Origin of the sequence: Steroidobacter sp., assembly GCF_016790065.1 — a bacterium.
Classification (GTDB): Bacteria; Pseudomonadota; Gammaproteobacteria; order Steroidobacterales; family Steroidobacteraceae; genus Steroidobacter.
The window spans coordinates 1-17262 of record NZ_JAEUPY010000274.1; the positions used below are offsets into that span (position 1 = coordinate 1).

The following is a 17262-nucleotide window of genomic DNA, read 5'->3' on the forward strand; positions in this document are numbered from 1 at the left end:
GAGCCTGGCACGTCGACGATCTCATCGATCTGCGCATTGTCCTGCCAGCCGCCGGCGAAGCCGGGATCGACGAAGCCGAACGCGTCGATGTAGAACTGTTTCATACGCTCGAGGTCCCGCACGTGGACCGTGAAGTGATGAATGCCACGGATCATTGAGTTCTCCCCCAGTCGACCGATCAGAACCGATAACCGAACTCCACGCCCCAGGTTCGCCCTTCTGCCGGCGAGGCGAGGTAGCCCGCCGGGCCAGTTTGCGCCAACACATTGCCGAAGTAATGTTCGTCGGTCAGGTTCTTCGCCCAGACTCGCACGCTGGTATTGCGCGCGAACGAGGGCTTCAGTTCCACGCTGGCATTGACCAGCGTCAGGTCCGGCGCCTCGACCACGTTGTCGGCCTCCCAAGGAAAGCCGCTTCGATAAGCGACGTTGGTGCCGAGCAGCCACTGGCCCAGGCCGCTGCCCACTTCATAGTCCAAGCCCACGTTCAACTTCCACTCCGGAATCTGTGGCAGGCCGAGCCCGCTCACGTCGCCCACACCGCCGACCAAACCGTACGGCGCGACGAACAGCGGCGTGACCACGGGTGCGTTCGGGAAGTCGATGAACTCTGCGTCGATGTATTGACCGGAGAACCGCACCGTCAGACCGTCGGTGGCCAACAGGTCGCCGTCGAATTCAACACCACGTGTACGCGCTTTGTCGGCACTCGCCAGCTTCGGCGTCGCGACACCGCTCACCACTTCGACCACGTTGGTTTGCAGCGCTTCGATCTCATTCCAGAACAACGAGACGTTGAAATGCGCCCGGCCGCCGGCCAGCGTCGACTTCAAGCCGATGTCGTAAGCATCCACGACCTCCGGCGGCACGGCTGGCGCGCTCAGCGGCAGCAGATTGAACACACCGGACTTGTAGCCACGACTGACCGAGGTATAGCCCAGCAGGTCAGGTGTGAAACTGCGATCGAGCGCGACCTTGTAAGTCACCTTGCTGAACTTGGCCTCGTCCACATAGGGAGGCCCGAACGAAACGATCGCGCCGCTGCCCAGCGTCTCGCCAAAACCGCGACCAAAGCCATCCACCGTATCCTGCGTGTAGCGCACACCGAGCGTGAGGTTCGCCGCATCGGCAAAGATCGGCAGGGTCGCTTGGCCGAACGCTGCCTTCGAATCGATCTCTTGCTTGCCGATGAGCACGTTGGTGCGCAGTCCGCCAAGCTCGATGGCTTCACCCGTGATGACCACCGGATCGTAGGCCGCATCGGCATTCATGTAGTACAGACCGAAGATCCAGGAGAGCGTGCTGTCATCCTTGGAGCGCAGTTGAAACTCCTGCGTGATCTGTTTGTCCTCGACGTTGAGGTCGTACTCGAGCCAGCGCGCGTTGGTGTGATCGCCTTCGGACGTCCACGGTTCACGCGACTGTCGATAGAACGAGATGCTGCTGAAGTCGGCGAATCCGAACTCCTGATCGACGCGCAACGTGAACGCATTGCCACGATGCCGACGCTTGGTGTTGTAGTTGACGTTGATGTCGAAGAAGTCGCTCGGCTGCTCAAACTCTTGCGTGAAACTCGGCGGCAGGCCGCGAGTGTAGTTCCGCAAGCCGCCACCGCCGACGGTACCGATCGATGAGCTGTCACGCACCTGCACGGCGCTCAGGCGCACCTTGGTGGTATCGGAGGGCGTCCACACGAGCTTGGAACGTGCCGTATAGAAGTTGCGAAAGTAAGTGTCGGCGCCGTTGTACAAGTTAGTGCCGAAACCTTCGCCCATGTTCTGACCGCTGAACGAGAAATCGATGGCGAGTTGATCGTTGAGCGGGGTCGCGAAGTACACCTGACCGGTCGTGGTCTGCTGGCTGCCGTAGCCGAGCTTTGCGCTGAACTCGGTGGTTTGACCGGGATCGCGCGTCACGATGTGGATCAAGCCGCCGGTGGCGTTACGTCCGAACAGCGTGCCCTGGGGTCCCTTCAACACTTCGACCCGTTCGATATTGTCGGCGAACGACAGATAGGGAACGAACAAGCGCGAGTAGTACGCATCGTCAATGTAGATGGGCACGCTGGACTCGTTGCCCGGCGTCTGCGAAGCAATGTTGCCGATACCACGAATGAACGGGATGACCGCGCCGGACTGCGCCGAGATCGACAGCGACGGATCGACCTGCTGCAGATCCATCACGTTCTTCACGCCGGCGGCCTCGAGCGACTCTTTGGAGAGCGCGACGACCGACAGCGGCACGTCTTGAATGCTTTCAGCGCGGCGTTGCGCGGTCACCATGACCGTCTCCAACTGACCGGCGCTCGAATCCTGATTCGCCGGCACCGACTGCGCCCCTGCGACACTGGCGTTGAATAGCAACGCGAGCAGCGCCGACGACACGGCACCTCGCGTGCCCAGGTTCGAATGAATGACTTCGGAATGATTTAGTTCGTTCGGCATATCCCCCCCAACGGTCTTCGGCATGGCCTCCGGGCCTGCCAAGGAGCGGCGGCACGGGACTGGCGGCGGGGACGGTATCGCCGTGACGTCAGAGCGGCAATGACATTCAATTGGCTCCACGCGACACCGCCCTCAGAACACGCCGGGATAATGCCCGCCGTCGATGAGGATGTTTTGATTGGTGACATAGCCCGCCTGCGCGCTGCAAAGAAACGCGCAGACACTGCCAAACTCGCTGGGCGTGCCGAGCCGACGCGCCGGCAGCGACGCCACCCAAGCGGCCACGAACTCCTCATACGACTGCCCGGCTTGCTGTGCCAGGGTCTCGAAGCCGGCGCGCGCGCGATCGGTGAGAATCATTTCAGGCAGCAGATTGTTGATCGTGACGTTGTCCGCGCAACTCTCGCGAGCAATCCACGACACCGCAGCGGTCAATCCCGCCCTGGGCCCGACCGACAACGGCAGCATGGCATGCGGCGCTTTCACGTAAGCCGATGTGATATTCACGATGCGACCGAACTTGCGTTCGCGCATGCCCAGATACGTGGCACGAATCATCGCGATCGGCGCGAGCATGTTGCTTTGAACGGCGGCGAGCCATGCTTCATTGCCTAGGTCTGCAAAGCGTTGCAACGGTGGACCGCCGCTGTTGGTCACCAGAATGTCCGGCGAGGCGCAGGCATCGAGCGCCGTTTGTCTGCCGGCTTCGGTGGCGATATCGCCGATGGCGATGGTGACGGGGACACCTGCACTCACGGAGATTTCCTCCGCCGTGCGCCTGAGCTGATCGGCATCGCGGCCGGTGAGCGTGACCAAGACCCCTTCGTGAGCCAGCGCTTCGGCACAGGCCCGGCCGAGTCCCCGACTGGCTGCGCATACCAACGCCTTGCGCCCTGCGATGTTCAGATTAATTCGTCGGCCCTCGGCCAGCGCGGCTCGCGCTCAGGTTCCCACGGCGGCATCGACCGTCGCGAGTTCCTGGCATCGCAAACGGGTGCGTAGCTGCTGAGGCGACACGGAGAACCATCGATAGCAGCTGCGCGACAGAATCGACGCATCGGCATAGCCCAGCTTCTCCGCCAGCTGCTTCAACGGCAGGTCGCAGTTCTGGATGTACTGGTACGCCACTTCACGCCGCAGCTCATCGCGAATGTCATCGAACGACGTGCCCTCGGCGCGCAGTCGACGTTGCAACGTTCGGGGATGCATGCACAGCTCAGCCGCGATGCGCTCGTTGGTGCATTCACCGCTGCCCAGATGCAGCAGGATCAAGCGACGCACTCGGCCCTGAATCGAGCCCTCCTCCTTGGGATAACGCTCGTCGATGAAGGCCGTGGCCATTTCGTACACGCGCTCGTCCGGATCGACCACTTGTTGCAACAGGTCGCCTTCGGTCAGCATCAGGCCATCGACTTCCTGTTCGAACAGTACCTCGCAGCCGAAGTACGCTCGGTAGTTCACTTGTTTGGAATGCGGCGGATGGCTGAGCAGAATCTTACGCACGCGAGCCGTGCCGGCGGTGATCTCTAGAATGTTATGACTCGCGAGCAACAGCGCATGCTCGACGGCCTGGCGTTTGTCCTCCACGTTATCCAGCAGGATCTGTAAGCGCACGGTCAGCACATGCTTGGTGCGATCAGGCTGGAAGCGCACGCGCGTCGCGGTCGAGTACGCATGCAAATTCTTGGCGCAATAGCCGATCGCCTGCCCCAAGGTCTTCGAGTTTTTCATCACCACGCCGATGGGACCGATGGCTTTGTTACCACCCTGGCGGTTGGCGAAGCGCAGACCAAAATCCGGGCAGGACAACTCCTCGGCCGCGACCTGCATGAGCCGCAGCAACGAACGAAACTCGATCGAGGCGCCGCGCTTGTCGAGCAAGTCGGGTTCGATGCCCGCCAGGCGCAGCAGCGCGGCCGAGTCGCCGCCCAACTCCCACACCAGTTCCGGAAAGCCACGCAGCGCGTTGACATCGACGATACCGGGTGACGATTCCATGGGAAGCTCCTTACGCCGCCGCTCGCTGCCGGGCGGCACCGGTCGCGTTCTTGTGTACTTGCCCGTCCTTCATGATCAGCGTCAGGCGCTGCGCATCCAGCAGCACGTTCACATCGGCCAGCGGGTCGCCGTCGACCAGCACCAGATCGGCCAGATAGCCTTCTTTGATCTCGCCGAGTTTGTCCTTCGAGTCCATGGACATCATCAAGCCGCCGTTACGCGTCGCGCACAGCAACGCTTCCGAGGCCGAGTAGCCGAAGTCCTGCATGAAGAAGCCGATGTCTCGTGCGTTGGTGCCATGCTTGCTCCACGCGAAACCGTAGTCGCCGCCAATGACGTGACGAATGCCCCGCTTGCGCAACTCGGTGTGAGTCTTCTTGGATTCTTCGAGCAGGCTGTCGATGCCCATCGCCACCGCCGTTTCGTGCGTCATCCACGGGGCTGCTTCGTGCAGCATCGTATGGAACAACCCCACTGTCGGCGCGACGAAGATTCGATCCTTCGCCTCCTCCATCAAATCGAGCGTCGCCTCGTCGGTGTACTCACAGTGATACAGCACATCGACACCAGCGCGCACACAGGCCTGAATCGACCCGATGGAGCGCGCATGAGCATTCACTCGGCGTCCGAAGCTACGCGCCGTCTCGACCGCCATGCGGATTTCTTCGAACGCCATCGGCGTCGAATGCGCCGGCGTGTTGGGATAGAACGGATCGCCGGACACATCGAGCTTGATGTTGTCGCAGCCTTCACGACAGCACAGCCGCACCGCCTTGCGCATCTCTTCCGGCCCGTCGACGACGATCGACGGTCCGTTACGCGGATTGTGTAATCGGCTTTCGTCGCCCAACGCACCGGTCACAGTGATCTCGAGCGATCCGGCACGAATGCGCGGCCCCGGCAAGCGACCGGCGTTGACTTCGTTACGAACTGCCACACCCAGTCGCAACTTGGCTTCGGAGGCCCCCCAAGCGCTGGTGAAACCGTGGTCGAGCAGTACCTTCGCGACCCGGGCGGTCAGCAGCGTGTGCTCCTCGGGCGGCGGCGTGATCAAGTCTTCGGTCGAGGTCACCGCTTCGAACGATAGGTGGGCGTGACTTTCCGTCATACCAGGCATCAGCGTCATGCCGCGGCCTTCGATGACCTGACATCCCGACACCGGCAGTTGCCCGGGCCCCGACGAGACCGCGGCAATACGATTGCCCTCGATCAGCACGTCGCCGGCAAACGGCGCCGCCCCGCTGGCATCCCACACCCGAGCCCCGGCAATCAGAACTCTGTTCATCGTATTGATGCTCCCACCTTGATGGGTAGCACTGTACGCAGCCGACGGGTCACTGCCGATGACCGGTCGCGCAACCGCTCTTGCCTAGCCAGGACACGCCCGCCCCCGGCGCTGTTGACCGGATCCGCAATGCGCCTTGACTGCGGCGGCGTCCTTTCACCCCGGTGCGCCGGGCTGGGCCATGCTGCATCGTGCCCCGGGGTGCGAGGGGCTTCCTCACAGGACAACGCAATGATTCGCGGCATTCATCACGTGGCCGTGCACGTGAATAATCTGGATCGCATGGTGGATTTCTACCGCCAGGCCTTTGGTTTCGAAGTATTGGACGACGGCTTCAGCTGGCGGGACAGCGAGATGCTGGACCAGATTCTGGACGTCCCCGGCTCCGCCGGCCGCGGCGTGATGCTCCGAGCCGGGACTTGCTATCTGGAACTGTTCGAATTCGCCTCGCCGGCCCCGGAGTCGAGCCGGCCGCTGCGGCCGTTCGACAAGGGCTACACCCATTTTTGCGTCGACGTGACCGACATCGAGCAGGAGTACCACCGCCTGATCTCGCTCGGCATGACCTTCGGTAAGCGCACGCCCATCGACGTGGGCCACGTCAAAACACTCTACGGCCGCGATCCCGAGAACAACGTCATCGAGATCCAAGAAACCACCCCGGAGTGCCAGTTCCGCCTCAATCAGCTGGCGCCGTTGCAGAACTGATCGCTGATGACTACCGCCGCCGCCACCACCCTCGACGACAAATACCTGCAACCACACGGACGGGTATTCATCTCCTCCAACCAAGCGCTGGTACGCCTGCCCCTCGAGCAAGCACGACGCGACCGAGCCGCCGGCCTCGCCACCGCGGGCTACATTTCCGGGTATCGCGGCTCGCCGCTCGGCGTTTATGACTCCGCCTTGTGGGGCGCGCAGAAACTGTTGGACCAACATCACATCACGTTCCGGCCCGGCCTCAACGAGGAGCTGGCGGTCAGCGCGATTCGCGGCACCCAACAGTTGAAGTGGTTCGGCAAGTCCACCTTCGAGGGCATCTTCGGCTTGTGGTACGGCAAGGGCATCGGCGTCGACCGTGCCTGCGAGTCGCTCAAGCTCGGCAACTTGGAAGGCAGCGCCGCGCTCGGTGGCTTTCTCGCCGTGGCCGGTGACGACCACGGCGGCAAGTCCTCCGACAGCGCGCATCAATCCGAACACACGTTGATCGCCGCGATGCTGCCCATCCTGTATCCCGCCACCATCGGCGAAATCATCGAGTTCGGTTTGTTCGGTTGGGCCATGTCACGGTTCAGCGGCTGCTATGTGGGGCTCAAGTGCATCACCGATACGCTGGACTTGTCTGGCTCGGTCGAGCTGCCGGAGGTGCATCGTCCTTTCCTGGTGCCCGCAGACTTCGCGCTGCCGCCCAACGGCCTGAACTTGCGGCCCAATCAGCCGGCGCTGGTCGAAGAAGAAACATTGGTCACCAGGCGCTTGCCGGCTGCGACCGCATTCGCACGCGCCAATACGATTGATCGTGTCGTGATCGACGGACAGCGTCGCACGCTGTCGATCGTCAGCGCCGGCAAGGCGTATCTCGACGTGCGCCAGGCGCTGTCGGATCTCGGCTTGGACGATGCTCGATGCCAAGCGCTGGGTGTCCGTGTGTACAAGCCCGGACTGATTTGGCCCATGGATGGCGAGCGCTTGCGCGACTTTGCTCAAGCCAGTAGCGCCGTGCTGGTCGTCGAAGAAAAACGGCCCGTCATGGAGGAACAGATCGCGCGGCATCTCTACAGCATCGGCTCGGACCGTCGACCGGCGCTCGCCGGCAAGCAAGACCTACGTGGCGCGCCGCTGCTCTCCACCGTCGGCGAGTTGACGGTCGGGCAAATTCGTAACGCCATCTATCGATTGTTACAACAGCTGAACCTCAGCGATGAGCTGCTCGAGCAACGAGGTGCGCACTATCGCGATCTCGAAGCGACCGCTGCGAGTCGTGGCAGCCGTAAGTTCCGCCCGGCGTACTTCTGCTCCGGCTGTCCTCACAACACCAGCACCAAGATTCCCGATGGCTCGCTCGCGCTCGGCGGCATCGGTTGTCATGGCCTCGCCGCGGTGGTGATGGATCGCAACACCATGCAGTTCGTGCCCATGGGCCATGAAGGCTCGCCGTGGCTGTCGGTCGGCCCGTTCGTCGATACGCCGCATGTGTTTCAGAACATGGGCGACGGCACTTACTCGCACTCCGGCGTGCTGGCCATTCGCGCGGCTGTCGCCGCCAAATCCAACATCACTTACAAAGTGCTGTACAACGATGCCGTCGCGATGACTGGCGGCCAACCGGTCGAACAACAGATCTCGCCCGTCGAGATGGTTCGGCAACTGCTGTCCGAAGGCGTGCGCCCGGTGCGTCTGGTGTCCGACAACCCGGAGCAGTTCGCGCAGGTTCGCTTGCCACCGCATGCATCATTGCATCACCGCGACGAGCTCGATCAACTGCAACGTGAGTTACGTGAGACGCCGGGCGTCACCGGCATCGTCTATGAACAAACCTGTGCGACCGAGAAGCGTCGGCGTCGCAAGCGCGGGCTCATGGTTGATCCCGAGAAGCGCGTGTTCATCAATCCCGCCGTCTGCGAAGGCTGCGGCGACTGTTCCGTGCAATCCAACTGCATCAGCGTACAACCGCTGGAAACCGAATTCGGCCGGAAGCGCAAAATCGACCAGTCCACTTGCAACAAAGATTACAGCTGCGTGAAAGGCTTCTGCCCATCCTTCGTCACAGTGACCGGCGGCCAGATCGCAGTTCGAACCGGTGGCAATGTCGATCGACTGCAGCAGCTCACGTCACAGCTGCCAGTGCCTGCGGTCGCCCCACTCGACGCGCGCGGCTACAACATTTTGATCGGCGGTATCGGTGGCACCGGCGTGCTCACCGTCGGCGCCATCTTAGGGATGGCCGCACACCTGGAACACAAAGGCTGCACCGTGCTCGACATGACCGGCATGGCACAGAAAGGCGGCGCCGTGACCAGTCACATCCGCATCGCCCCCGATCCTCGGGACGTTTACACCTCGCGCCTGAGCGAAGGCATGACCGATGTGATGATCGCCTGCGATCTGATCGTCGGCGCCGGTGCACCGGTGCTGAAAACAGTGCAACCCGGTCGCACCGTCGCGATTCTCAACAGCGATGTGGCGCCGACGGGTGAGTTTCAGTCGAACAAGAAAGCGCAACTCGATGAGACCGACTTGCGCGACACGGTGGTCGCAGCCTTGGCGGGCTCTGCCTGCTACGAGTTGCCCGCCTCGCGAATCTCGACTCAACTCACCGGCGACAGCATCGGCACCAACATCCTGATGTTGGGGTATGCCGCGCAGAAAGGTCTGCTACCCGTGTCGATCGAGTCGATCGAACAAGCCATTCGACTCAACGGCACCTTTGTTTCAGGCAATCTGCGCACGCTCGCGCTTGGACGACTCGCCGCACACGATGTGAGTGCGTTGTTACGCGAACTCGACGACCGCAACGAACCCGCAGCGCCCGTGACCATCGATGACATCGTGGCCAGTCGCGTCCGCTTGCTCACGGCATATCAGGATGACGCCTATGCGCAGCGCTACGTGCAGTTCGTTACCGACGTGCGCTCGCAATTGGAAGCTCGACGCCTCAGAGGCACTGAGAAATTCGTGCGAGAAGTGGCGCTCACGCTCGCGAAGTTGATGGCCTACAAAGACGAATATGAAGTGGCACGGCTGTACACCGAGCTGGCCTTCAAGCAACGCCTCAACGAGCAATTCTCCGGCGACTTCAAGCTGACGTTCCATCTCGCACCGCCGATGCTGCCGGGTCGCGATCCTTCCGGCCGCCCGAAAAAGCGTGCGTTCGGTGCCTGGGTGCTACCGCTGTTCAAGGTGCTGCACGCAGCGAAAGGATTGCGAGGTACCGCGTTCGACTTGTTCGGCTACACCGCTGAACGTCGGATGGAGCGGCGCCTGATCGAGGATTACCGAACGCTGATCCAGCGCATCGTCAAAGAGCTCGACGACGCGCGCCTGCCCACTGCGATCGAGATTGCGAGCGCGGCGGCGGACATCGGCGGTTACGGTCCGGTGAAAGAGGCTTCGGTCAACGTCTACGAGAAAAGACTCGAGCAACTGCTCGCCACGTTTGAGACCGCCACTCTGTCACAACCGCGTGCGGCTTAAAGCGCCACCGCCATCTCGCCCGAGGCCGGCTGGCCCGCGAAGGCGCGAAACTCGCCGGGCGTGACGCCTTTGGCCGCCTTGAACATGCGACAGAAATGCGCCGGGCTCTTGAAGCCCGCCAGGTAAGAGATCTTGGCGATGGGCACCTGCTTCATGGTGCTATCGACCAGCCACGCTTGCGCGCGCTCCAACCGGCTGAGCCACAGCAAATCGGAGAAGCACGTGCCTTGCGAAGACAAGATGTACGTCAGGTAGCGAGGAGAAATTCCGCACGCCCTTGCCGCTGATGTCACCGACAGGTCCGGATTCGACAGCTGGCCTTGGATGACAGTCAGAATATCTTCGTAGCGCTTGTCGGTGATGGACACCGGCAGCGGTTGATTGGCGGCTTCCAGCAACGAGGTGCCCACCGCCGAGGCCGCCGTGTTCACAAACTGCTCGGCCGCTTTGCGACTCACCGACGCGCCGTCGTTATATAGCAACCAGAACGCTTCTTTCGCGAGGTGACAATCGCCCTCGGCCGCCGACAGCACGGTGCCTGCAGGCACGTCGTCGGGAATGAACGAACGGAACAGATGCGTCGGGCCGATGACATGCAGCACTTCATGGATGGAGCGGTCATCGACCAGGCAATCCATCACGAACGGCTGCGAGGAGCGAGTGATCATGCATTCGCCGGTGCGCATCGTGACCTTGCCGGCGGAACTGGTGTGGACGATGCTGCCGTGTTTGACGAACCACAGCACGCAGACATCGGTCTTGTCACGCCGGATGTGATGCCAGCCGCGCCGGAATCGCAAGTTCGAGATCGAACGCAGATTCAGAATGCTGGACGTGCAGGACAGACCTTTGTCGATCCGAATGTTGATGTGCGGCTCGGGCAGAATCTCGTAGTCGCCCTCGTAGTACTCCTGGCCATTCGCTCCGCGATACTCACGCTCACGACCGCGGTAGTTGTGTCCGTCGCACGCAAAGATGACGTCTGGCATGGGCCCCCCTTCGCTCGCATCGCATGACTTGCTGGCTAAGTCGGCGTTCTCGGTTCCCTCCACCCGTGGTGGAGTCGGTGCCAAGGCACCGACTCGCGCCACTCATCCTATTGGGCACTATCATGGCTGTGCGATCAGCCGCTTGTCATCTCGAACTTGAGGTGGCCCCCTCGCAGCCCCGTGGCCGATGCGTCAGCCCACGCTCAACTCCTTGATCTGGGCAGGGAAAGTGGCATCCGGCGAGCCGGCCACCACGACATGTCGATTACGTGGGAATTCGAGGCCGAGGTTCTCGCGCAAGGTGGTCCCTTCATAGTCGCGACGGTACAAGCCCCGTTCCTGGAGCAGCGGCACCACTTCATCGACGAATCGATTCAAGTTCTTCTGGCCCGCCGCCATGATCATGAAGCCGTCAGCGGCTGGATACTCGAACACCTCCTGCAGCTTGTCGGCCACGAATTGGGCCGTGCCGACGAACCCGCCTCTGGGGTTGGCGGCTCTGAATGCCAGCTGCCGCAAGGTGAGCTTCTCGCGCTTGGCCAGATTCTTATAAAACTCCGCGGTCGACTTGAAGCTGTTGTTGCCGATCTCGCCCAGATCCGGCAGCGGCTCATCCAGCGGGAACTGTGAGAAATCGAAGAAGCTGAAGTAGCGGCTCAAGTACTTCACGGCGTGTTCCACGTCGGTGTACTTGATGGACTCCTGATACAGAAAGTCCGCTTCTTCCTGGGTGTCGCCGACGATCGGATTGATGGCCGGGAAAATCAGAATCTCGCTACCGTCACGGCCGGCGGCGCGGGTCCGCTCCTTGACCTTCCGGTAGTAGCCCGCTGCATCTTCGAGCGAGTACGACCGCGACAGGTTGTCCGAGAAGATCGCATCGGCATGGCGCGCGGCCAATTGAATACCCGCATCGGATGCACCAGCCTGGAAGCGCACCGGGCGTCCCTGCGGTGAGCGCTCCATGTTCAACGGTCCCTGCACCGAGAAGAACTCGCCCTTGTGGTCGAGCGTGTGCATCTTGTTCAAGTCCACATAACGGCCGGACTGTCGATCGCGGACAAATGCATCATCCTCCCACGAGTCCCACAATCCTTCGACGACTTGCAGATACTCCTCCGCAATCCGATAGCGCAACTCATGATCATAGAGTTTCTCGTGGCCATGATTCTTGCCGAGACCCTCGAGCGCCGAGGTCACGGCGTTCCAGCCAGCACGCCCGCCGCTGATCTTATCCAGCGACGCAAACTGCCGCGCCGTGGTGAATGGCTCGCTGAACGACGTCGTTGCCGTGCCTACCACTCCGAGATGTGTCGTCAGCGCAGAAATCGCGGACAAGGCCGTCAACGGTTCCAGCCGGCTCAGAAACGGCCAGGTCGAATCGCGTGTGATGTAAGCCGAGTCGGCAATGAAGCCCAGGTCGAACTTGCCTCGCTCACCGATGCGCGCATAGTTGATGTAAGACTGGATATCGGACACCGCGCCGTCGGCAACCGCCGGATCGCGCCAATGACCGCCCCCGCCCTGAAGCCCGACACCGAGTTTGATCTTGCGAGATTTCTGAGCACTCATCGTTGTGGCTCCGTCGTATGAGATAAAAGGTCGGAAGGGGTGTCGCGATCGCCGTCCCACCAGGTCGCAATCGCCCACTCCTGCGCCGCGTAGTACAGCGGCACCGTGTTCGGGCGACGCAGGCGTCGGTGATGGATCAGGTAATGATCGGGCAAGTAGCGCCAGGGAATGACGTAGTGCTGATGGATCAGCACGCGGTCGAGCGCCTTGCCGACGGTCTCCTGCTCCGTTTGGGTTGAGGCCACCATCAAGCGCTGGGTGAGTTCATCCACGGCTCTGGATTTGACGCCGGCGATGTTCTCCGAGCCCGCCACGTCGGCAGCTGCGCTGTTGAACACACGCCAGATCTCCTCACCGGGCATCCGAGACTCGCGCAAGGACAACGCGATGTAATCGAAATCGAACGAGTTGAGCTTGCGACGTTCGGTGGCGACGTCATTCAGGCGTCGAATCACCACGATGCCCGCCTTGCGCATGTTCAAGTAAATCGAGTCCAACACGCTTTGCTTACGCGCGTTGATGGAAATCTCGATCACGAAGGGCTCACCGGCTGCGTTACGCAGCACGCCGTCGCGGATGTTCCATCCCGCCTCGGCCAGCAATTCGATGGCACGGGTGAAGCTGTCGCGCATGCTCGAAGGCGCATGCGTGGTCGGCTGCGACACCATGGGACCAAACACCGCGGGCGGTAGCTCATTGCGATACGGTTCGAGCAGCGCCAACTCTGCCGCGCTCGGCTCGCCCTGCGCCGCCAGTGGCGTGCGCGCGAAGTAGCTGTCCATCCGCTTGAAGCGGCCGCTGAACTGCCGATCGTTGAGCCATTCGTAATCGAACAGATAACTGAGCGCCTGCCTGACCCGAACATCCCTAAACTGATCGCGGCGCAGGTTCAGCACCCAGCCATTCATCGCCGGCGGATTGTCGTTCGGCACGATCTCTTTCAAAAACTCGCCACTATCGAACAGCTTGCCGAAGTACATGACCCGCCAGGGCCACATCTGCACTTCGTTGAAGAAGTCGTACTTGCCCGAGCGTAACGCCGCGCGTCGCGCGTCCACGTCGCTATACAGATAGAACACGATGTTCTCGAAGTTGAACATGCCCTTGCGCACGTTCAATCCTTCGGCCCAATAGTTCGGATTCTTCTTGAAGCGAATGTCCTGACGACGGCTGCTCGCTTCGATCAGATACGGACCGCTCGACACCGGTGCATCCAAGCCGAGCGCGTCGAACGCCGGGGTCGAACCATCGCTGCGTCGACCCCACTGCTTCGAAAACACGGGCAGACTGCCTGCGATGAATACCAGGTCGCGCCCCTGGCGCTTGAAATGAAATCGAGCAGTGCGTGGGTCGACGACCTCGACGCGCTCGATATCGGCAAAGTAGGACCGAAACTTGGGACTGGCGGCCGAACTCTTGAGGGTGTCGAACGAATGCTGCACGTCCTGGGCCGTGACCGGATCGCCGTTGTTGAAACGCGCTTGCGAGCGCAGGCGAAAGGTTGCCGACGAGAAATCGGGCGCGGCCGTGATGTCTTCAGCCAGCAAGCCGTACTGCGCATTGCGTTCGTCCAGGCTGTAGACCGCCAATGTTTCGAACATCAGTTCCAACGTGCCCGGCGCCGCCCGCCCACGCAACGTGAACGGGTTGTACTTGTCGAAGCTGGCGTTGGTGCTGACCGTGGACAGCCGCAGTGTCCCACCCTGTGGCGCACGCGGATTCACATAGTCGAAGTGATCGAAACTGGCCGGATACTTGGGATCCCCGAATTGGGTATAGGCATGCGCGGCGTGCGCCCCGATGGGCGCAAACGCCGTGGCGACAGTCAGCAGGCAACCTGCCAGCCGACTGTGCGCTCGCTGTCTTCGCATAACCTGGCGCGACCTAGAAGAAGTCGCGCCGGACACCCAGCGTCAGTTGCCGCTCGCGGTTCCAGAGCACGGTCTTGAAGCCGAGCGACGGCGTGTACGAGCCAGGCAACCCATAGTCACGATCCAGCAAGTTGGTGCCTGCGAACGAGAAGGTCCATTGCCGGCTGGCGGTCGTGAAATAGACGCCAGCATCGACGTAGGTCTGCGCGGGTTGTTTGGTCAGCTCGCGATCGGCAGAGACGGCGCTGTACGACTCATCTTCGTAACGCACCGCGCCGGTCGTGCTCCAGTTCGCACCACTGCTCAGGGGCACGTCGTAGTTCAAGCGCAGCCCACCGCTCAACTTCGGCGAATTGGGCAAATCGAAGTTGACGAAGTTGCTATTGGCCGCGCCGGTGGGATTCAAGTACTCGTCGAACTCGGTGGTCAAATAAGCCAGCGACAATGACGCCTCCAGCGCTCGGCTCAACTTCGCGGTCGACGCAACTTCCACACCGAAGGTATGCGCGCGGCCGGCATTAGCGAACACCGCGCCTGGCACCAACTGGCCATCGATGATGGGATTGGAAATGGTGGCCTGATAGTCCTTGAAGTCGTTGTAGAACACCGCCGTGCTGGTGCTGAGCCGCCCACCCCAACCGAATGTCTTCAAGCCGATCTCGTAGGCGTTGATCTCATCCGGATCCACCGGCGTTTGCGCCACCGCCAGCGTGGCCGCGGCGGAGTTGTAACCACCGGCAGTCGACCCCTGAGAGTACGTGGCATACGTCAACACGCCGGGCGTCCATTGATAACTCAGTGACACCTTCGGCTGCACCGCCGTCCAATCCTTCTCCAAGCCGTTGGCTGCGTAACGCAGCGCCAGCTCAGCGCCTGTCACGTTGCTCGCGTAACCCAGGCTGTCGAGTTCGCTGGTCTCACGCGAGTAGCGCAATCCAGCGGTGGCCGTGAGCTTGTCGGTCAGTCGATAGTCCAGCTGTCCATAGACACCGGCCGTGGTCGAGGTGACGGAGCTATCGATGATGGAGAACGCGTTGTTGGTCCAGCTCCAGCGATAGTGATCGAACTTTTCGCGGAAGTAGATGGCGCATGTCCAGATCCTGCACGAAGCCGCTCAAGTAGCCAGGCTCGCCATCGCTGTCGGTGGGCATGATCATCGAAGCGTCGCGGAACGCCGTGATGGACTTGAGTTGCAAGTGCTCGCCGAGCAACTTCTCGACCGTGCCAGAGATACCCCAGCCCTCGTAGTCCTGCGTCGGATCGATATCGGAGAACGTGCGGCGCACTTTGCGATCCGCACGAATCACCGAACTCAACACATAGTCCGTTTCGGATTTCATGCCGTCGACCGACAACAACGCCTTCAGCGTGTCGCTCGGCGTCCATTTCAGAAGGCCGCGTGCCTGCTGGCTGGACAGACCGTTCACGTCCTTGCCGAGCGTGACGTTCTCGATGTCGTCGTCGATGCGGTTGTGTGCGAAGGCCAGACTGCCGTTCAGCACATCCGGCACCAGCACGGCGGATCCATAGGCACGCGCTTCGTTGGTCTTGTCGCCGGCGGCGACGCTGATCCACGCCGTGTTCTCATCGGGCGGCGGCACCGTCACCAGCTTGAGGGCGCCACCACCGGTGTTCTTGCCGTACAGCGTGCCTTGCGGGCCGCTCAGCACTTCGATGCGCTGGGTGTCCGGCAATGAACCGTACAGCCCCGCGCCGAACGGGCGTGCGATGTAGACGTCGTCCAGGTAGATGCCGACCGATTGGTTGCCGATCGGACGCGTCGAGCCGACGCCACGAATGAAGATGGCGGGTGTGTAGGTGCGCGTGGCGATGGTGACACCCGGCGCAAAGCCCGCAAGGTCATTGATCTTGCGAACGCTGCGTTCCAGCAGTTCAGGATCGACGACCGCGACCGTCGTCGGCGTCTCGTGCAATTTCTGTTCGCGACGCTCCGCGGTCACGATGACGGCCTCGAGCACTCCTGTGTCACCGCGTGCGGCTTGATCGGCGTCTTGAGCTGCAGCGTCGTGAGTGACACTGGCAACGACCATTGCCGCATAGAGACTCGCTGACCCGATCGTGCTTCTGCTTTGTTTCATGATCCACCAGACCTTGCGCACTTGCGCAGGATGTCACCGTAGCGCTGTGGCGGTCGCGATGGAAACGAGAAAACCAGGAATGCATCGGTAGCAGATGCAAAGATTGTTATATTCAAGTAACGGGACGCTGCAAACGATCTCGCGCAATAAACAACGCTCAAACAATCTTCGCCGCCGCCTCGAAACTCAGCCGCGGCAATCGCGGCCGCAGCTGCGAACGCTCGCCATAGCCAAGATTGACGAGATACAGCGCGTGGGCTTGCCCGTCCGGAAAGAATTCGCGATCGACCGCATCGGCGTTGAAGCCCGACATCGGTCCAGCATCCAATCCCAGTGCACGCGCCGCGAGAATCAAATAAGCCGCTTGCAAAGAAGCATTGCGCTCGGCTGTCTGCTGGGTCAGTGCGACGGAGGCTTCGAACAAAGGTCGCGCGTCATAGCTCGGGAATAGCGCTGGCAGGTGATCGAAGAACCGGGCGTCGTACGCAACGATGGCAGTCACCGGGGCGGCCAGTGTTTTAGCGCGATTGCTCGAGGACAGTGCCGGCCCTAACTTGGCTTTGGCTTCAGCCGAGCGAACAAACACATGACGCGCCGGCTGCGAGTTGAAGCCCGTCGGCCCTAGCCGCAGCAGCTCGTACAGCTCTCGCAACGTCTGATCCGTGACCGGACGATCGGTGAAGGTATGCAGCGAGCGACCATCGCGAAATAGCTGCTCGAGCGCCTCACTGGGCAAAGGCGTCGACATACGCGAGATCCTCGATCGATCGGCAAAGCAAGCGAAAAACACTCATGGGCGCGCAATGTAGAC

At 61.5% G+C, this 17262-nt stretch carries 12 protein-coding genes; 2 read left to right on the forward strand and 10 right to left on the reverse strand.

All coding sequences use genetic code 11. The annotated features are described in order from the left end of the window. Positions 1-178: 178 nt before the first annotated feature. The 4 genes from JNL55_RS11835 to JNL55_RS11850 all read right to left on the reverse strand — a co-directional run bounded on the left by JNL55_RS11835 (position 179) and on the right by JNL55_RS11850 (position 5726). Positions 179-2443: a TonB-dependent receptor gene (locus JNL55_RS11835; RefSeq protein ID WP_293853033.1), complete on the reverse strand. Its 2265-nt coding sequence runs from the start codon at positions 2441-2443 to the stop codon at positions 179-181. Between the two features lie 132 nt (positions 2444-2575). Beyond that, a complete protein-coding gene (locus JNL55_RS11840; protein WP_293853034.1) occupies positions 2576-3325 on the reverse strand; it encodes an SDR family oxidoreductase in 750 nt (249 codons plus the stop codon). A 60-nt stretch (positions 3326-3385) separates the two neighbouring features. Beyond that, positions 3386-4441: an AraC family transcriptional regulator gene (locus tag JNL55_RS11845; protein WP_293853035.1), complete on the reverse strand. Its 1056-nt coding sequence runs from the start codon at positions 4439-4441 to the stop codon at positions 3386-3388. A 10-nt stretch (positions 4442-4451) separates the two neighbouring features. Further along, entirely contained in the window at positions 4452-5726 is a 1275-nt protein-coding gene (locus JNL55_RS11850; protein WP_293853036.1) for an amidohydrolase family protein, read from the reverse strand. Positions 5727-5957: 231 nt separating this feature from the next. Here JNL55_RS11850 and JNL55_RS11855 point away from each other — a divergent pair, with 231 nt between their 5' ends. Both JNL55_RS11855 and JNL55_RS11860 read left to right on the forward strand, forming a co-directional pair. Next, positions 5958-6434 carry a VOC family protein gene (locus tag JNL55_RS11855; RefSeq protein ID WP_293853037.1) on the forward strand — a complete coding sequence of 159 codons (477 nt, stop codon included), beginning with the start codon at positions 5958-5960 and terminating at the stop codon, positions 6432-6434. Between the two features lie 6 nt (positions 6435-6440). Further along, positions 6441-9920, forward strand: a complete 3480-nt coding sequence (locus tag JNL55_RS11860; RefSeq protein ID WP_293853038.1) for an indolepyruvate ferredoxin oxidoreductase family protein — start codon at positions 6441-6443, stop codon at positions 9918-9920. Here JNL55_RS11860 and JNL55_RS11865 read toward each other — a convergent pair. The 6 genes from JNL55_RS11865 to JNL55_RS11890 all read right to left on the reverse strand — a co-directional run bounded on the left by JNL55_RS11865 (position 9917) and on the right by JNL55_RS11890 (position 17199). Continuing rightward, positions 9917-10909 carry a helix-turn-helix domain-containing protein gene (locus JNL55_RS11865; protein WP_293853039.1) on the reverse strand — a complete coding sequence of 331 codons (993 nt, stop codon included), beginning with the start codon at positions 10907-10909 and terminating at the stop codon, positions 9917-9919. The genes JNL55_RS11860 and JNL55_RS11865 overlap by 4 nt on opposite strands. A gap of 192 nt (positions 10910-11101) precedes the next feature. After that, positions 11102-12481 (reverse strand): LLM class flavin-dependent oxidoreductase, encoded by a 1380-nt coding sequence (locus JNL55_RS11870; protein ID WP_293853040.1) that lies wholly within the window; start codon positions 12479-12481, stop codon positions 11102-11104. After that, positions 12478-14352: an extracellular solute-binding protein gene (locus tag JNL55_RS11875; protein ID WP_293853041.1), complete on the reverse strand. Its 1875-nt coding sequence runs from the start codon at positions 14350-14352 to the stop codon at positions 12478-12480. Before JNL55_RS11875 ends, JNL55_RS11870 begins: the two co-directional genes overlap by 4 nt. A gap of 13 nt (positions 14353-14365) precedes the next feature. Beyond that, entirely contained in the window at positions 14366-15451 is a 1086-nt protein-coding gene (locus JNL55_RS11880; RefSeq protein WP_322111025.1) for a TonB-dependent receptor, read from the reverse strand. Then, positions 15366-16451: a TonB-dependent receptor gene (locus JNL55_RS11885; protein WP_293853042.1), complete on the reverse strand. Its 1086-nt coding sequence runs from the start codon at positions 16449-16451 to the stop codon at positions 15366-15368. The genes JNL55_RS11880 and JNL55_RS11885 overlap by 86 nt, the downstream gene beginning before the upstream one ends. 157 nt (positions 16452-16608) lie before the next feature. After that, on the reverse strand, positions 16609-17199 hold the full coding sequence (locus JNL55_RS11890; RefSeq protein ID WP_293853043.1) for a malonic semialdehyde reductase: 591 nt from the start codon (positions 17197-17199) through the stop codon (positions 16609-16611). Between the last annotated feature and the right edge of the window lie 63 nt (positions 17200-17262).